This window comes from Citrobacter sp. Cf087, from assembly GCF_030334285.1.
In the GTDB taxonomy this organism is placed as follows: Bacteria; Pseudomonadota; Gammaproteobacteria; order Enterobacterales; family Enterobacteriaceae; genus Citrobacter; species Citrobacter freundii.
Map to the genome: position 1 here is coordinate 56468 of NZ_JAOWED010000020.1, position 17678 is coordinate 74145.

A 17678-nucleotide genomic window follows, 5' to 3' on the forward strand; every position below is an offset into this window, starting at 1 on the left:
ACATCAATAATCTCGCCCCCTCCCCTGTGCTACACTTCGCGCCATTCCTTTCAGCTACGAGTTTGCAATGAGACGAGAACTTGCCATTGAATTTTCACGCGTGACCGAAGCGGCCGCGCTGGCTGGCTATAAATGGCTGGGCCGCGGCGATAAAAATACCGCTGACGGCGCGGCGGTGAACGCCATGCGTATTATGCTCAACCAGGTCAACATCGACGGCACCATCGTGATTGGCGAGGGTGAGATTGATGAAGCGCCGATGCTGTTTATCGGTGAAAAAGTCGGGACCGGTCTTGGCGATGCGGTCGACATCGCCGTCGATCCTATTGAAGGCACACGCATGACGGCAATGGGTCAGGCAAACGCGCTGGCCGTACTGGCTGTGGGCGATAAAGGCTGCTTCCTGAATGCGCCAGATATGTACATGGAAAAGCTGATTGTCGGCCCAGGCGCAAAAGGGTCTATCGACCTGAACCTGTCGCTGGAAGCCAACCTGCATAACGTTGCCGCTGCACTCAATAAACCGCTGAGTGAGCTGACCGTAACCATTCTGGCCAAACCACGCCATGATGAAACGATCGCCGAAATGCAAAAACTGGGCGTGCGCGTCTTCGCTATTCCAGACGGCGACGTTGCGGCCTCCATTCTGACCTGCATGCCAGACAGTGAAGTTGACGTGCTGTACGGCATTGGCGGCGCACCTGAAGGTGTGGTTTCCGCAGCTGTGATCCGCGCGCTGGACGGCGACATGCAGGGCCGTTTGCTGGCGCGTCATGACGTCAAAGGCGACAGCGAAGAAAACCGTCGCATTGGCGAACAAGAACTGGCTCGTTGCACCGCCATGGGCATTGAAGCGGGCAAAGCGCTGCGCCTCGATGAAATGGCACGTAGCGACAACGTCATTTTCTCCGCCACCGGCATTACCAAAGGCGATTTGCTGGAAGGGATTAGCCGTAAAGGTAATATCGCGACCACCGAAACGCTGCTGATCCGCGGCAAATCACGTACGATCCGTCGCATTCAGTCGATTCACTACCTCGATCGTAAAGATCCCGATGTGCAGGCGCACATCCTGTAATTGATTTGATCAATAGAGCCTTCCAGCCCATATGGGCTGGAAATCTTTCGTCCAACGAACGAAGATAAGGCAATCAAAACAGACAGGAGAAAACCATGGCAGATTGGGTAACAGGCAAAGTCACAAAGGTGCAAAACTGGACCGATGCCCTGTTTAGTTTGACCGTGCGAGCTCCAGTTCTTCCTTTCACTGCAGGTCAGTTCACTAAACTTGGCCTTGAGATCGACGGCGAACGCGTCCAGCGCGCCTATTCTTACGTAAATGCCCCTGATAACCCCGATTTAGAGTTTTATCTGGTGACAGTTCCCGACGGCAAACTCAGCCCTCGTCTGGCAGCACTGAAGCCTGGCGATGAAGTGCAGGTGGTGAGTGAAGCTGCTGGTTTCTTCGTGCTGGATGAAGTCCCCGATTGCGAAACGCTATGGATGCTGGCGACCGGCACGGCTATCGGCCCATATTTGTCGATTCTGCAGTTAGGCAAGGACCTGGATCGCTTTAAAAATCTGGTGCTGGTCCACGCCGCGCGCTATGCCGCCGATTTGAGCTATCTACCGTTGATGCAGGCGTTGGAAAAACGCTACGAAGGTAAATTACGCATCCAGACGGTTGTCAGCCGTGAAACAGCCGCAGATTCGCTGACCGGACGTGTACCGGCGTTGATTGAAAGCGGTGAGCTAGAAAAAGCAGTCGGGTTGCCAATGGATAAAGAAACCAGCCATGTGATGCTGTGCGGAAACCCGCAAATGGTACGCGACACGCAGCAGTTGCTGAAAGAGACCCGGCAAATGACCAAACACCTGCGCCGTCGACCGGGCCATATGACCGCAGAGCACTACTGGTAAGAACGTTTTAATGCCCGGTAAACACCCGGGCATTTTGCCGGATGGCGCTTATCCGGCCTACGAGTCAGCTCTGTACTTTACGTCCTGCGTATCCTTACCATATTTATTTGCGTCCTGGGTGCCAATGAACGCCCCCAGATCGATAAGCATACCAACCAGAATCAACGTTGGAACAAAGCGGCCTACCGCCCATTGCCAGACGCCGGGTAATATCGCCCAATTTCCGGCCAGCAGCATCCACGCCAGGATCATCAACAGCGCCCACGCTCCGGAGCGCCCCCGGTCATGCAGACGTTTTACCGTCACTGCCGCCGTTGGCCATAGCAGACACACCAGACAAAAAGCCGCGGTCTGAATATCGAGTAATTGTTTGCTCGCCAGCGAAAACAGAACCAGCATGCTGACGATCCATAGGCCAATCCAAATCCAGAAATCACGGCGCCCGATGCGCCCTTTAAATGAGAATAACCACTGCTGTATGGTCATGTAAGTTCCTTTATTATTACCTTCCAGAACAGTTTACCCTTTTGACAAGCTCGACGGTTACCGTTTTAATCGTGAGCAATGAGAATGAAAGGTACGATTGATGAAGCAAGGATTTACACTGTTTTTATTATTGTTTTCAGCCTTAACCGCGAGCACTGCGGTACTGGCGGAAGAGCCGTCGACGGCAACCACGGCCCCCTATTTACTGGCGGGCGCGCCGACCTTTGACCTGTCGATTAGCCAGTTTCGTGAAAACTTTAATACGCAGAATCCGAAGCTTATTCTGAATGAGTTCCGTGCCATCGACAGCAGTCGCGATCGAGCAAATCTCACCCGCGCAGCCAGTAAAATCAATGAAAACCTGTATGCGTCTTCCGCTCTTGAACGCGGCACCCTTAAAATCAAAAGCATGCAGATAACCTGGTTACCCATTCAGGGGCCAGAACAAAAGGCAGCCAAAGCGAAAGCGCTGGAATACATGACCGCCGTCATCCGCACCGTCGCACCGCTACTGACGAAGGAACAGAGCCAGAAAAAGCTGCAAAAACTGCTCGCCGCAGGCAAAGGTAAGCGCTATTACGCTGAAACAGAAGGCGCAATTCGCTATGTTGTTGCTGACAACGGTGAAAAAGGACTGACCTTCGCTGTTGAACCGATTAAGCTGGTACTATCAGAAAGTCTTGAGAAGGCGAATTGATGACAAAAAGCAAAGCCTTTCAGGGGATGAATCTCTATACTGTTTCACAGACCATGCTGCCCTCACGGGCGGCCATATTCCTTAATTCGCTGACAAGCGTGGAGAAATGAAATGCGACATCCTTTAGTGATGGGTAACTGGAAACTGAACGGCAGCCGCCACATGGTAAACGAACTGGTTGCTAACCTGCGTAAAGAACTGGCTGGCGTTGCTGGCTGTGCAGTAGCGATTGCTCCGCCGGAAATGTATATCGACCTGGCGAAACACGCCGCTGCCGGTAGCCACATCATTCTGGGCGCGCAGAACGTTGACCTGAACCTGTCTGGCGCATTCACTGGTGAAACAAGTGCTGAAATGCTGAAAGACATCGGCGCGCAGTACATCATTATCGGTCACTCTGAGCGTCGTACTTACCACAAAGAATCTGACGAGCTGATCGCTAAAAAATTCGCCGTGCTGAAAGAGCAGGGTCTGACTCCAGTTCTGTGCATCGGTGAAACCGAAGCAGAAAACGAAGCGGGCAAAACTGAAGAAGTTTGTGCACGTCAGATCGACGCGGTTCTGAAAACTCAGGGCGCAGCAGCATTCGAAGGCGTCGTTATCGCTTACGAACCAGTATGGGCTATCGGTACCGGCAAATCTGCAACTCCTGCTCAGGCTCAGGCTGTTCACAAATTTATTCGTGAACACATTGCTAAAGCTGACGCGAAAATCGCTGAGCAAGTTATCATCCAGTACGGCGGTTCTGTAAACGCAGCTAACGCGGCAGAACTGTTCGCTCAGCCGGACATCGACGGTGCGCTGGTTGGTGGTGCTTCTCTGAAAGCAGACGCCTTCGCAGTCATCGTTAAAGCAGCAGAAGCCGCTAAACAGGCTTAAGTTGTTAAGGCGGGAGGAGCCCTCCTCCCGCTGTATTAACTACCAGTATCCCAACCAGTGCCACCAGAAGGCGCCGGTCACACCCCAAATGGTCAGGTTGACCACACTCATCACCAGCCCCGTTTTCCACCACTCCGCCAACGTGACATAGCCCGAACCAAAGATAATAGGCGCAGTACCCGTGCCATAGTGCGTGAGCGACATCATCAAGGAGGAGGAGAAACCGAGCATTAAACCAAGCAGCGCTGGCGGCGCGCCGAGGCCTAAGCCTGCGGCAAAGAACGCAGCGAACATAGCCGTAATATGCGCAGTTGTGCTGGCGAAAAAGTAGTGCGAGTAGACGTAAAGCAGGATCAACAACAGCGTCGCAACACTCCAGTGCACGCCAAGATGGTCGATTGCGCTACCCACGCTGGTTGCCAGCCATCCTACCAATCCCAGTTTGCTGAGAAAATCCGCCATCATCACCAGCGCGGCAAACCAGACTATCGTATCCCATGCCCCGCGGCATTTAAGAATGTCATCCCAGCTCAATACACCCGCCATCAATAGAATCGACAATCCAATTAACGCGGCGCTAGTGGGGTTTACGCTCCAGGCACTGCCCATCAGCATTGCTGGAACACCCGCCCATAGATAGAGCAGCAAAATGAACACCCCCAGGGTGATTTTCTCTGCCAAAGAAAGTGGACCCAGCGCATCCAGTTTTTGCCGCGCAAACTGCGGCGCATTTGGCGTGCGCGTGATAGCTGGCGGATAGAGCCACCAGATTACAATCGGCATGACAACCAGTGATACCAGTGCGGGAAGAAGCGCCGCAATAGCCCACATTCCCCAGGTCATGTTCAGCACGCCATCCGTCCCCTTTGTCAAAAAACTGACGATTAACGGATTAGGTGCGGTCGCGGTGATGAACATTGCCGAGCTGATCGGGTTAATGTTGTAGTTCACCAGCGCGAGATAACGGCCCGTTGAGCCATTCTCGGCATGGCCTGGCTGCGAGCCGAGGCTCTCCGCAATCGCCCGCATTACCGGGTGGATAATGCCACCACCACGCGCGGTATTGCTTGGCGTTACGGGTGCAATTAGCGTTTCCGCAAGGGTTAATGCCCACGCAATACCCAGCGTTCTTTTACCAAATAGCGCAATAAACCCGTAGCCAATACGCGCGCCCAGGCCGGTCTTTAACAGACTTTGCGACAGCATAATGGATAAACCAATCAGCCAGATTAGCTGGTTAGAAAAACCACTCAATGCATCGTTCAATGCCGCCGAGGGTTTGCCTGGGTTAGTAACGCCTGTCATCGCCACCAGCATAATCGCCACAATCGCAATTGCGCCAATGGGCATAGCTTTACCGATAATCGCGGCGATCGTACCAATAAACAGTGCCAGCAGGTGCCATGCTTGCGGGGTTACGTCAGGAGGACACGGGATAACAAACCAGATGGTCAGCGTAATCACAAGCGAGATGATGGCAGGCCAGCGGCGGATGGGGGTCAAACTGTCCATGAATCAATCCTTGAGTTTCCAGTGCGCAAATCTGCGCTCAGGCATTAACCGATATTGCCGCGCATAATACAATTCACTCACTCACAAAACATAAAATTAACATTTTGATACAGCTACAGTTTTCCCAACACCGTAAACCAGGCGTAATCCAGCGGCAGAAGAATCAAATACGTTGCCGCCGCCAGTGCGATACACAGCAGCATCCCTGCCCTTGCAGGTACTTTCCCGAGCGCCATCGCCACCACGATCGGTGAAGCCTGATACGGCAACAGTGGTGTGGAATAACCCAGCACCTGGATCATAATCACCGACAGCAGCGGGAATCCCGTCGCATCGGCAAAGCTTTGCGCCAACGTGGTATACAGCGCCGGAACACCGTTCGCCGTCATAATAAAATTAAGCGCCGTGGTAATACCGGTCAGCGCGAGGAAACTGGTAAACGGCTTTTCCGCATCCAGCGGCATCACCTGTAACAGCGCTTCGCCAACGGCGCTACCAATACCTGTCTGCGTGACGGTGATCGCCAGCCCCAGAATACCCGCCACATAAATACAGGTACGAATGTTGACCCCAGTGGAAAACTCGTCGCCATTGATAAAGCCAACCCGTGGGAGCAATGTGATAACTGCCGCCGCCAGCCCGGTCCACGCGGGGCCAATGCCGTGCCAGCTTTCGCTTACCCAAAGAAGCAACACCACCGCTAACATCCAGGCCAGACGTTTTTCATCTCCACTCATCGGTTCCGACGGCGTGAGATCGCGTGGCGCATGGGGCTTGCCAGGGAACAGCCAGCAGATAAGCACGATGAGAACCGCGCCTTTAAGCCAACCCAGAACCGGCGTATGCAGCAGCAAATAGGGAAGATAATTGAGGTGGATGCCGTAAGAGCCTTCCGCCGCGCCGCTCATCACCAGATTCGGTACGTTTGCGGGTAAAATCGTCGCAGAAAGCTGGAATGTCCCAAACCCAACGGCCAGTGCCAGACCATACCAGGCGCGCGTACCATCGTTAATTCCAGCTCGTTTCGCCATCGCTGCGACAATCGGCATCAGCAGCGCAATGCGGCCCATGTTGGATGGCATTACAAACGCCAGCGCGTAACTCAACAGCACCACGCTCGCCACCATTAACGGCCAGGAGTCGGTCAACCGTGATGACAGCGCCCTCGCCGCCCTGTCCGCCAGCCCCGTTTTACGAATCGCGATACCCAGCACAAAGCCGCTAAACACCAACCAGAATGCGGAGGACGCAAAGCCGCCAAAGATCACATCCGGTGGCGCGATTTTGGCGACCATCGCCACGGCAAAGAACAGCAGCGCCGTTATAAACTCCGGCAGCAGCGACGTAGCCCAGAGCAGAATGGTGATGCCAACCACCAGAGAGGGGATAAACAGAGGGTGTGTAAGCCAGAGCGACATGCCTGTCTCCTGTTGTTTTTTTCAACAAGAATACGGGGACAGGCATGCGGAGTAAACGCCAGATTAGGTGGGGTTAACGCAGAATATCACATTGATGATCCTGAATTTCCTCAGCGGAGGCGAGATTCAGCGCCAGCAGATTGCGCTGAGTAGCCAGCAGAACAAAGGATTCATCGCTCTGACGCACCATCGCCAACGCATAGCTGCCCATATGCTCACGTGCATCCGGCACCTCTTCTGCCAGCATCATAAATGGGCTGCGTTGTGCCAGTTCATTTTCCGTGACGCGACGCGCCAGATATTCATGACCGCGCAGCCCACCTGGTAGAGGTAGCCAGCGGGTGCTGATTTTCGCCAGGTTGTCATCCAGCTGTTTTCTGACATCGGTTCGCAGGCAGGAGATATGAATATGCAGGTGATTTTGAGTACGCCCGCTACGTGAGTTAATGGTCAGAGAGACTGCTTTGTCAGGGATTTCCTGGCCGTATTTTTGGCTCATAAAGCTACGCGCCTGCCAGGCCAGCCAGAAAAAGTTCGGCGTGCCTGATTTCAACAGCAGTGGGCTTTCCGTACCGTTAATGCGATAAGTGGGCATCAACAAATATTGCAAAGGGCCGTTACGGTCTTTGAACACCACATATCCGGCATCCGTCTTCACTTCTGCGCATGGTGCAGGATCCTGCTGCTGCAACTGGTGCGGTAAGCATTGTTGAAGGACGATCTGGCGTAATGCGTCCGGGTTGCCGGTGAATTTCCAGTACCCGATGCCTGCAGCGGCGGCGACCACAATCACCGCCAGTAAAAGATAGCCTGCTTTTTTCATTACGCGTTTCCTGTATCCCATTGAAGGGCAAGAGTAACGCAAAACCATGACAAATAAAAAACCCGGTCGCGTTAGGCCACCGGGTCGGTAAATCACAGACTTATTTAGCGTTTGCTGATCTGGTCGAACGTACCGCCATTAGAGAAGTGCTCTTTCTGCGCTTTTGTCCAGCCGCCAAACTCTTCGTCGATGGTGAACAGCTTCAGCTTCGGAAATGCATTTTCGTATTTCTTCGCAACGTCTGTATCACGTGGACGATAGTAATTTTTCGCTGCAATTTCCTGGCCTTCCGGAGAGTAGAGATACTTCAGGTAAGCTTCCGCCACCGCTTTGGTGTCTTTCTTTTCCACCACTTTATCGACCACGGAAACGGTCGGCTCCGCGAGAATAGATTCACTCGGCGTCACTATCTCGAATTTGTCTTTACCCAGCTCGTTCGTTGCCAGCAGCGCTTCGTTTTCCCAGGCGATCAGCACATCACCGATACCACGTTCAACGAAAGTATTGGTTGAGCCACGTGCACCAGAATCGAGCACCTCAACGTTTTTATACAGGGCCTTAACAAAGTCTTGTGCCTTGGCCTGATCGTTGTTGTTGTGGTGCAGGGCATAGCCCCATGCCGCCAGATAGTTCCAGCGTGCGCCGCCTGAGCTTTTCGGGTTTGGTGTAATCACTGACACGCCCGGTTTGATCAAATCGTTCCAGTCATGAATTTGTTTGGGGTTGCCTTTGCGGACCAGGAAGACAATGGTGGAGGTGTAAGGCGCGGAGTTATCCGGCAAGCGCTTAATCCAGTTTTTATCAATTCGACCACGTTCAGCAATGGCATCCACGTCATATGCCAGTGCCAACGTCACGACATCGGCTTCAATACCGTTGATGACAGAGGTCGCCTGTTTACCAGAGCCGCCGTGTGACTGGCGGATCACGACGTTATCGCCCGTTTCCTGCTTCCAGTGCGCGCTGAAGGCTTTATTGTACTGCTCGTACAGTTCACGTGTTGGATCGTACGATACGTTAAGTAACTGAATATCCTTTGCCAGAACGCTGGTCGATGCCAGCAATAATGTTAACCCTACGCCCCATTTGTTCATCGCCCAGCTCTCTTATGTGATGTTGTGATGAGCAAAGCGTGCCAGAAAGGCATCCAAACATTAAAGAATAAAAAAAGATTTGCTATAACTTCGGGGAATAAATGAGGAAGGTTGTGCCGGATGACGACTTACGCCTTATCCGGCCTACAAGAGTACACTCTGTAGGCCCGGTAAGCGAAGCGCCACCGGGCAACAAAAAACAATCAGTACAGTTTTTTCGCGCAGTCCAGCCAGTCACCTTTGAATGGACGCTTCATGTTCTCGATAGCATCGATGATATCGTGGTGAACCAGTTGCTCGTTCTGAATACCGACACAGCGACCGCCATGACCTGCCAGCAGCAGTTCAATAGCATATGCGCCCATACGGGATGCCAGGATACGATCGTAAGGAACCGGGGAACCACCACGCTGAATGTGACCCAACACGGTCGAACGCGTTTCGCGGCCCGTTTCCTTCTCGATGTAATGCGCCAGTTCGTCAACGTCACACATGTGTTCAGTGATCGCTACGATTGCGTGTTTTTTACCTTTCGCGATGCCCGCTTTGATTTCAGCAACCAAATCGTCGCGACTGAATTCCACTTCCGGAACCACTACGAACTCACAACCACCGGCAATTGCAGCCGCCAGGGTCAGATCGCCACAGTAGCGGCCCATCACTTCAACGATGGAAATACGCTGGTGAGAAGAAGAGGTATCACGCAGACGGTCAATCGCTTCTACTACAGTACCCAGAGCGGTGAAGTAACCGATGGTGTAGTCGGTGCCCTTGATATCGTTGTCGATAGTGCCCGGCAGACCGATGCACGGGAAGCCCATTTCAGTCAGGCGTTTTGCACCCATGTAAGAACCGTCACCGCCGATAACAACCAGCGCATCAATGCCACGCTTTTTCAGGTTTTCGATAGCCACCGCACGCACGTTTTCGTCGCGGAATTCCGGGAAGCGAGCTGAACCGAGGAAAGTACCGCCACGGTTGATCATGTCGGATACGCTGTAGCGGTCAAGCTGGACCATACGGTCTTCATACAAACCCAGGTAGCCATCATGGATCCCCATGACTTCCAGCCCTTCCGTCAACGCTGCACGTACAACACCACGGATTGCTGCGTTCATGCCCGGCGCATCACCGCCGCTTGTCAACACACCGATTTTCTTAATCATGACTACCTCTGAACTTTGGAATGCAAAATGAAATCTGCTGCCGGAAGTCGATTCCGCATATCGAAACGATCCAACGAATATGCAGATAGTATAACAATCACTTCCTGCTGAATTGATTCAGGTCAGGCCAAATGGTGGTAATTTATACACAAAATGCTGGCCCGGTTCACTTTTTACAACGAATTATGAAAGCTCAAACACCTTGCCTTCCTTGGGTACGACTGAACAGGGATCCTGATGAATGATGACATCCGATCCCGGGAAACGCCGTAAAATTGCCTGCTCAACCTGTTCAGCCACTAAATGCGCCTGAACGAGCGGCAGATTATCTTCCATTTCCAAATGAATCTGAATAAAGCGGGTCGGCCCTGACTGCCGCGTGCGAAGATCGTGAGCGCCGCTGACCCCAGGCCATGACGTCACGATATCAATAATTTCCTGACGTTCCTCATCGGGTAAAGCGCGATCCAGCAAAGATTGCACTGCCTCATACCCCATGCGTAATGCGCTATATAAAATATAGATGCCAATCCCGAGCGCAAACAAGGCATCCGCACGATGCCAGCCGTACCATGCCAGCCCGAGCGCAATGAGAATCGCACCGTTCATCATAACATCAGACTGATAATGAAGCATATCTGCCCGAACGGCCTGACTTTGCGTACGCTTCACTACCCAGCGCTGAAACGAGACCAGAATGATTGTACACACTAACGCAATGATGGTGACAACCACCCCAACGCCGGGATCTTTCATCGGCGTCGGTTGGATGAGATGCTGAATCCCGGTCAGGAATAAAAACAGCGCCGAACCGGAAATAAACATGCTTTGCGCCAGCGCCGCCAGTGATTCCGCTTTTCCGTGTCCGAACGTATGTTCATCATCGGCCGGTTGCAGCGAATAGCGCACCACCAACAGGTTGGTTAACGACGCCGCGATGTCCACCAGAGAATCCACCAGTGCAGCCAGAATACTGACCGATCCGGTGTACCACCACGCAAAAATTTTGATCAAAAGTAACAGCGATGCCATCACGGTCGCCGCGATTGCCGCCCGGCTCACCAGCCGCCCATAGGTATGATTCATAAACACTCCAGCCAGAATATGCCGCTAGTATAACGGATGAAGTAAAACAGTCAGGCAATAACCGAGTGACAAATTTTGGGCAAAAAAAACCCCCACATCATGTGGGGGAAGACAGGGATGGTGTCTATGGCAAGGAAAACAGGGTTACTACTGGGAACGTGAGTTGCTACTACTCAATAAATTCAACGATGAGCTTTTTTTCCAGTGCGCTACGTCGCGCAATTGCTCCATTCGTTGTTCATGTTTCTCATTTAAAACCGCTTGCTGCTCGGGCGTTAACAGGCGATACATCTGGTTGCGGATCCTGGCTATTTCAACCTGGCGGGCAACCTGTTCTTGCGCCATTCTTTCTGCCTGAGCGCGCACTGCGCTTTCATCAAATTTCTCTGCGGTGACAAGGCGATGCATTGTCTCCATTTCGCTAACATTAACAGGAGGCTGTTCGTGTCTTGCCTGCTGCATTAAATCTCGCATCTGTTGACGTTGATGTTCGGTTAAACTGATACCGTCAAACATGTGGCTCTGAACGCTACGTTGCGATGAGCCTTCACCCAGGTGCCAGTGATCGCCTGTGACGACTTCAGCTGCATGGCTAAATGTACTGAGTGCCAGCGTTGAGGCCATGACGGCAGCGCTAACTTTGCCCATCACTTGCTCCCAAAATCTTTTCTGTCGCGATTCAACGAGAGACAGTTTACGATTCGGGCTGCAAACATGCGTCAGGGGGTGTAAAACAACGTAAAGTCATAGATTAGCGACGCCTGATGACGTAATTTCTGCCTCGGAGGTACGTAAACAATGAATAAAATCCTGTTAGTTGATGATGACCGAGAGCTGACTTCCCTGTTAAAGGAGTTGCTCGAAATGGAAGGTTTCGATGTGCTGGTTGCCTATGATGGGGAACAGGCGCTTGAGCTTCTGGATGACAGCATCGATTTACTTTTGCTCGACGTCATGATGCCGAAGAAAAACGGCATTGATACGCTGAAAGCACTTCGTCAGACACACCAGACACCCGTAATCATGCTGACCGCTCGCGGCAGCGAATTGGATCGCGTACTTGGCCTTGAGCTGGGCGCGGACGACTATTTACCCAAACCGTTTAACGACCGTGAACTGGTCGCGCGCATCCGCGCTATTCTGCGTCGCTCACACTGGAGCGAACAGCAGCAGAACAGCGATAACGGCTCGCCGACTCTGGAAGTAGATGCGTTAAGCCTTAATCCGGGTCGCCAGGAAGCCAGCTTTGACGGGCAAATTCTGGAGTTAACCGGCACCGAATTCACCCTGCTTTATTTGCTGGCACAGCATCTCGGTCAGGTGGTTTCGCGTGAGCACCTGAGCCAGGAAGTGCTGGGTAAACGCCTGACGCCTTTCGATCGCGCTATCGATATGCATATCTCGAACCTGCGTCGTAAGCTGCCAGAGCGTAAAGACGGACACCCGTGGTTTAAAACCCTGCGTGGTCGCGGCTACCTGATGGTTTCCGCTTCATGATAGGGAGCTTAACCGCGCGCATCTTTGCCATCTTCTGGTTGACGCTGGCACTGGTGTTGATGTTGGTACTGATGTTACCCAAGCTCGACTCACGCCAGATGACCGAGCTACTGGACAGCGAGCAGCGCCAGGGGTTAATGATTGAGCAACACGTTGAAGCTGAACTGGCGAACGATCCACCCAACGATTTGATGTGGTGGCGTCGCTTGTTTCGGGCGATAGACAAGTGGGCGCCACCAGGACAGCGGTTATTACTTGTTACGACGGAAGGACGCGTGATCGGCGCAGAACGCAATGAAATGCAGATCATTCGTAACTTTATTGGTCAGGCCGATAACGCCGACCATCCGCAAAAGAAAAAATACGGTCGCGTTGAGATGGTGGGGCCTTTCTCCGTCAGAGACGGTGAAGATAACTACCAACTGTATCTCATTCGACCAGCCAGCAGCTCACAATCTGACTTTATCAACCTGCTGTTTGACCGACCGCTGTTATTGCTGATCGTCACCATGTTAGTCAGCTCTCCGCTATTGCTCTGGCTTGCCTGGAGTCTGGCGAAACCAGCGCGTAAGTTGAAAAACGCTGCGGATGAAGTGGCCCAGGGCAACCTGCGTCAACATCCGGAGCTGGAAGCCGGTCCGCAGGAGTTTCTGGCGGCAGGTGCCAGCTTTAACCAGATGGTGACGGCGCTGGAACGGATGATGACCACGCAGCAACGTCTGCTGTCGGACATCTCTCACGAGCTGAGAACACCGCTAACGCGTCTGCAACTGGGTACCGCTCTGCTGCGCCGTCGTAGCGGTGAGAGCAAAGAGCTGGAGCGCATTGAAACAGAAGCACACCGACTAGACAGCATGATCAACGACCTGCTGGTGATGTCACGTAATCAGCAGAAAAACGCGCTGGTCAGTGAAACGGTGAAAGCTAATCAGCTGTGGGGCGAAGTGCTGGATAACGCCGCCTTTGAAGCTGAGCAGATGGGTAAATCGCTCACGGTGAATTTCCCGCCGGGCCCGTGGCCGCTGTACGGTAACCCAAATGCGTTGGAAAGTGCGCTGGAAAACATTGTGCGCAATGCCCTGCGCTATTCACATACGAAGATTGAAGTTGGCTTCGCGGTGGATATCGACGGGATTACCATCACCGTGGACGACGATGGCCCAGGTGTAAGCCCTGAAGACAGAGAACAGATTTTCCGTCCGTTCTATCGTACCGATGAGGCGCGCGATCGCGAGTCTGGCGGAACAGGTCTGGGTCTGGCGATTGTTGAAACCGCAATCCAGCAGCATCGTGGCTGGGTGAAGGCCGAAGACAGCCCGCTGGGTGGTTTACGGCTGGTAATTTGGTTACCGTTGTATAAGCGTTCCTGAGTCTCTCTGTGTTGCCGGATGGCGGCGTAATGCCTCATCCGGCCTCCACGGACAGGGGGAATTATTTCCCCCACAAACGGCGGGAATTGTCTTCGATCTTGCCGCTTAAACGACGCTTTTGCATCGTTCTGGTCCAACTTTTTGACAACCCGGCAGCCGACAGTAAACGGTGATATTGCGAATCATCAAACGGCATATGCCAGGCGATAGCAATTGCCTCCCGCACGCTGACGTCGCTCACGCGTGACGCCAGGATCAACGGCGCGTCTGCAGATACCAGCCCTGCCGCGACGACGCTGCACAGCCAGCCCGTCTTACCTGCATCCTGCATCTGGCAGGCCATATCGCTGATGCCAAAATGGAAATTCAACTTAAAGCACGGCGAGCGCGGCTGCGTGACCTGAATCAACGCTTCTCCCCACTGGAAAATATCGCCAATATACACATTCTCTTCAGTCAGCCCCTCAGTAGAGAGGTTCTCACCAAACGCGGGCGCGACAAATAGCTCCGCCTGCTCCGGAAACGCTTGTCTCCAGTGCTGATAGTGTTCACGCGGATAGTGACACAGCGCGCGATCCGGCCCGCCATGAATTTTCGCTTCCGCCTGTTCATCTCCCGTCAGCCCCAGTTCGGTCAGCATCAGCTCACCGTCAATCTGGACTTTAGCAATCGCGCTGGGACGGCTTCCCGTGTAGTCCCGAACTTTGCCCGTAAAAACATCGACCGGATATCGCATCTGTTCCCTCTCCCGATAAATTTCCCCCATTACACCACATTTATTTTACCCCAGTCGCTCAAAATGAGAGCACGGTTCACATGAAACTTAGGGACACATGCTATCAATGTAAGCTGGTTTTGAAACATCATTTCAAATAAGGAGTCGACAACGTGACTGGTCAATCGCAATTTGCTGGCGTCTGGTGTCCTTCCATTACGCCAATGGACAATGACGGTAAGATCGATCTCAACGGTCTAAACCAGCATCTCAAACGCCTTACCGAGGCCAAAATCGATGTGATTTTGCTGATGGGCAGCATCGGGGAATTTGCTTCCTTTACGCTCGAAGAAAGGCTGTTGCTGATCCGTGAGGCCCGCGCCATGAGCTCGCTGAAGATGGTCGCCAACGTCTCATCCACCTGCCAGAATGATGTATTGTTGATGGCGCAGGAAGCGTATCTCTCAGGTTACGATGCCGTGATGATCCTGCCGCCCTACTACTACGGACAAACGGCGAAACAGCTGCTGAGTTACTTCCGCCAGTTGGGGCAGAAACTCAGCGGCAAATGGTTTGCCTATAACTTCCCGGCACGCACCGGCTGCGATTTAACCCCAGAGCTGGTTGCCTCCCTCGCCGCTGAGTTCCCGAATTTCGCTGGTATCAAAGACACCGTCGACTGCCAGTCTCATACTCGCAGTATGATTCAGACCACCCGCGCCGTGCGGGAGGATTTTGCCGTGCTGTCCGGCTACGACGAATACTATATTCCCAACCTGTTGGCAGGTGGCGCAGGGATTATTTCAGGGTTGAACAACGTCATGCCGGAACTGTTTGTCAGCGCGCGGGAAGCGTTTAAGCAGGGCGACCTGGCAGCGCTTCGCGATATTCAGGACCAGATTGGCACCTACATGTCCATCTATGCCATCGGCGAAGATTTTGTCACCACCATCAAAACCGTGGTATCGCGTAAGTTTGGCTATTGCTCCGGCGTGTCACGTAATGCCGGTGGAGAGTTGAACGAGAGTGAGTGTAGAACAATCGATGAGGTGTTTGTCGTCAAAGGGTAAATAATTAAGCCGGATGGTGCAGACCATCCGGCTTAAGAGACTTACTTCACGGTGCCACGAAGATCAATTTCTGCCGCCCTTGCTTTGGCCCTTTTCGACCAGATAGACGTGATAATCGGCACCAGAATGGAGGTCACAATCACCGACGTGGCGACCAGGGAAGTTGCTGCCGGTGCCATCGGTTTAAATGCCGGAACCATTTCAGCAATCAGCACAGGCGTAGCAACCGCCGCCCCCGCAGAACTGGAAGCCGCAATCCCCGCCGTACCATCGCCACCACCAATCAGTTTATCGGCGATAATCAATGGAATACCAGTGATGATAATCACTGCCACGCCCAGCAGAATACCCAGCACGCCGGTCTGAGCAATCACGCTCAAATCAATGGTGTTACCTAATGCGAAGGCAAAGAACGGGATCAGCGTCTGCACGGCCTTACTGAAGAATTCCCGCAGCTCAGGATCCAGATTACCCAGCGCAAAACCAATCAGGAACGGCAATACTGCGCCAACAAATACGTGCGGTTCAAACGACGCGATCCCGGCAGTTCCCAGAATCACCATGGTCATCAGCGGGCCAGACTCCAGCGACATCAGGACAAACGCCCCAGCCTCTTCTTTGGTGCCGTACTGCTGCATAATCGAGGCATACAACCCGCCGTTGGTCATATCCATCGCGGCCACCAGCGCCAGCGTAGACAACCCAGCGAAGAATCCGACCTCTACGCCATGTTCCGGCAGAATGCGTGAGGCAATCGCTGCAACCACCCACGCCACCAGAATCTTGGTTATGACTAACGTACCTGATTTACGCAGCACGGTGCCGGTGGCGCTTAGCTTGATCGACGCCCCCATGCAAAAGAACCAGACCGCCAGGATAGGTACCGTACCGGTGATCATACCGTTGGTAAAGGAGCCGAAGTATTTCCCGGCGCCGGGGGAAAAGGTGTGACACAACGCGCCCAGGAAAAGCGGCACCAGCATCATACCGCCTGGGATTTTCTCTATCGTACGTTTGATCTGCATTTCCATCACCTGTAGACATAAAAATGGGGCAATTTTTATGGGCGATTGCATCTTGCTTTGAGATGCGCCCGTCTTGATGAAAAGAAGATAGACATTCATAGAGACTATAAAAGTGATCCCACTCGCATAATAAAACCTCGTTTCAATTTAAGTGGATCATTGTTTTTATATTGAGTTTGATCACAAAAAAACCCCACAAGCATCGCTTGCAGGGCTTCGTTAAAGCATAGAATTTATTTTTTTGCTGCGAAACGCGCGGCAGCTTCGTCCCAGTTCACGACGTTCCAGAACTCTTTGATGTAGTCCGGGCGACGGTTCTGGAATTTCAGGTAGTAAGCGTGTTCCCAAACATCCAGGCCCACGATTGGGAAACCGGAAGCGCCAGAGATAGCTTCACCCATCAGCGGGGAATCCTGGTTGGCGGTGGAAACAACAGCCAGTTTGTCACCTTTCAGCACCAGCCACGCCCAGCCGGAGCCAAAGCGGGTTGCCGCTGCTTTTTCAAATTCAGCTTTGAAGTTGTCAACGGAGCCAAAGTCACGTTCGATAGCCGCTTTCAGGTCACCCTGCAGCGTAGTACCGGTTTTCAGGCCTTTCCAGAACAGGCTGTGGTTAGCGTGACCGCCCGCGTTGTTACGCAGTACGGTTTTCTTGTCTGCTGGCAGTTGATCCAGTTTGGTGATCAGCTCTTCAGCGGACAGGCTGGCGAATTCTGGCAGGCTTTCCAGCGCAGCGTTCGCGTTGTTTACGTAAGCCTGGTGGTGTTTGGTATGGTGGATTTCCATCGTCTGCTTATCGAAGTGCGGTTCAAGGGCATCATAAGCGTACGGCAGGGATGGCAGTGTATAACTCATAATCATCTCCAGTATTGTCGGGCGGCCTGTGTTAACGCCGCGTAAGCAGTTGGGTCATTATAGTTA

At 52.9% G+C, this 17678-nt stretch carries 18 protein-coding genes; 7 read left to right on the forward strand and 11 right to left on the reverse strand.

What is annotated here, in order from left to right; all coding sequences use genetic code 11:
* Positions 1–67: 67 nt before the first annotated feature.
* Positions 68–1078 (forward strand): class II fructose-bisphosphatase, encoded by a 1011-nt coding sequence (gene glpX / locus OGV57_RS01530; protein WP_003847859.1) that lies wholly within the window; start codon positions 68–70, stop codon positions 1076–1078.
* Positions 1079–1173: 95 nt separating this feature from the next.
* A complete protein-coding gene (gene fpr / locus OGV57_RS01535) occupies positions 1174–1920 on the forward strand; it encodes a ferredoxin--NADP(+) reductase (RefSeq protein ID WP_003840504.1) in 747 nt (248 codons plus the stop codon).
* A 57-nt stretch (positions 1921–1977) separates the two neighbouring features.
* Here fpr and OGV57_RS01540 read toward each other — a convergent pair whose 3' ends face one another.
* Positions 1978–2406: a DUF805 domain-containing protein gene (locus OGV57_RS01540; protein WP_003840502.1), complete on the reverse strand. Its 429-nt coding sequence runs from the start codon at positions 2404–2406 to the stop codon at positions 1978–1980.
* Positions 2407–2506: 100 nt separating this feature from the next.
* On the opposite strand from OGV57_RS01540, the gene OGV57_RS01545 reads away from it, so the two are divergent.
* Together OGV57_RS01545 and tpiA are read left to right on the forward strand one after the other, a co-directional pair.
* Positions 2507–3103 (forward strand): YiiQ family protein, encoded by a 597-nt coding sequence (locus tag OGV57_RS01545; protein WP_003028785.1) that lies wholly within the window; start codon positions 2507–2509, stop codon positions 3101–3103.
* Between the two features lie 111 nt (positions 3104–3214).
* Complete coding sequence (tpiA, locus tag OGV57_RS01550; RefSeq protein WP_054527932.1) at positions 3215–3982, forward strand: triose-phosphate isomerase; 768 nt, start codon at positions 3215–3217, stop codon at positions 3980–3982.
* Between the two features lie 39 nt (positions 3983–4021).
* Here the strand turns inward: tpiA and OGV57_RS01555 are convergent, their stop codons facing one another.
* The 7 genes from OGV57_RS01555 to cpxP form a co-directional block, all read right to left on the reverse strand.
* A complete protein-coding gene (locus tag OGV57_RS01555) occupies positions 4022–5494 on the reverse strand; it encodes a DASS family sodium-coupled anion symporter (RefSeq protein WP_054527931.1) in 1473 nt (490 codons plus the stop codon).
* Positions 5495–5607: 113 nt separating this feature from the next.
* Positions 5608–6912 (reverse strand): SLC13 family permease, encoded by a 1305-nt coding sequence (locus OGV57_RS01560; RefSeq protein WP_003840496.1) that lies wholly within the window; start codon positions 6910–6912, stop codon positions 5608–5610.
* A gap of 73 nt (positions 6913–6985) precedes the next feature.
* A complete protein-coding gene (locus tag OGV57_RS01565; protein ID WP_016151272.1) occupies positions 6986–7735 on the reverse strand; it encodes a CDP-diacylglycerol diphosphatase in 750 nt (249 codons plus the stop codon).
* A 104-nt stretch (positions 7736–7839) separates the two neighbouring features.
* Positions 7840–8829: a sulfate/thiosulfate ABC transporter substrate-binding protein Sbp gene (sbp, locus tag OGV57_RS01570; RefSeq protein ID WP_003840489.1), complete on the reverse strand. Its 990-nt coding sequence runs from the start codon at positions 8827–8829 to the stop codon at positions 7840–7842.
* A gap of 203 nt (positions 8830–9032) precedes the next feature.
* Positions 9033–9995, reverse strand: coding sequence for a 6-phosphofructokinase (pfkA, locus tag OGV57_RS01575; RefSeq protein WP_003028778.1), 963 nt, complete (start codon positions 9993–9995; stop codon positions 9033–9035).
* Positions 9996–10178: 183 nt separating this feature from the next.
* On the reverse strand, positions 10179–11081 hold the full coding sequence (fieF, locus tag OGV57_RS01580; RefSeq protein ID WP_003028775.1) for a CDF family cation-efflux transporter FieF: 903 nt from the start codon (positions 11079–11081) through the stop codon (positions 10179–10181).
* Positions 11082–11228: 147 nt separating this feature from the next.
* Positions 11229–11729 carry a cell-envelope stress modulator CpxP gene (cpxP, locus tag OGV57_RS01585; RefSeq protein WP_003028767.1) on the reverse strand — a complete coding sequence of 167 codons (501 nt, stop codon included), beginning with the start codon at positions 11727–11729 and terminating at the stop codon, positions 11229–11231.
* Between the two features lie 150 nt (positions 11730–11879).
* On the opposite strand from cpxP, the gene cpxR reads away from it, so the two are divergent.
* Together cpxR and cpxA are read left to right on the forward strand one after the other, a co-directional pair.
* Positions 11880–12578 carry an envelope stress response regulator transcription factor CpxR gene (gene cpxR, locus OGV57_RS01590; RefSeq protein ID WP_003028763.1) on the forward strand — a complete coding sequence of 233 codons (699 nt, stop codon included), beginning with the start codon at positions 11880–11882 and terminating at the stop codon, positions 12576–12578.
* On the forward strand, positions 12575–13948 hold the full coding sequence (cpxA, locus tag OGV57_RS01595) for an envelope stress sensor histidine kinase CpxA (protein WP_003840485.1): 1374 nt from the start codon (positions 12575–12577) through the stop codon (positions 13946–13948). The genes cpxR and cpxA overlap by 4 nt, the downstream gene beginning before the upstream one ends.
* Before the next feature lie 61 nt (positions 13949–14009).
* Here cpxA and yiiM read toward each other — a convergent pair whose 3' ends face one another.
* Complete coding sequence (yiiM, locus tag OGV57_RS01600; protein ID WP_003028749.1) at positions 14010–14684, reverse strand: 6-hydroxyaminopurine reductase; 675 nt, start codon at positions 14682–14684, stop codon at positions 14010–14012.
* A gap of 152 nt (positions 14685–14836) precedes the next feature.
* Between yiiM and OGV57_RS01605 the strand changes: the two genes are divergently transcribed.
* Positions 14837–15733, forward strand: a complete 897-nt coding sequence (locus OGV57_RS01605) for a dihydrodipicolinate synthase family protein (RefSeq protein ID WP_054527930.1) — start codon at positions 14837–14839, stop codon at positions 15731–15733.
* Between the two features lie 41 nt (positions 15734–15774).
* Here OGV57_RS01605 and kdgT read toward each other — a convergent pair whose 3' ends face one another.
* Both kdgT and sodA read right to left on the reverse strand, forming a co-directional pair.
* Complete coding sequence (gene kdgT / locus OGV57_RS01610) at positions 15775–16758, reverse strand: 2-keto-3-deoxygluconate transporter (protein ID WP_003028743.1); 984 nt, start codon at positions 16756–16758, stop codon at positions 15775–15777.
* A gap of 233 nt (positions 16759–16991) precedes the next feature.
* Entirely contained in the window at positions 16992–17612 is a 621-nt protein-coding gene (gene sodA / locus OGV57_RS01615) for a superoxide dismutase [Mn] (RefSeq protein WP_003840480.1), read from the reverse strand.
* Positions 17613–17678: the final 66 nt, after the last annotated feature.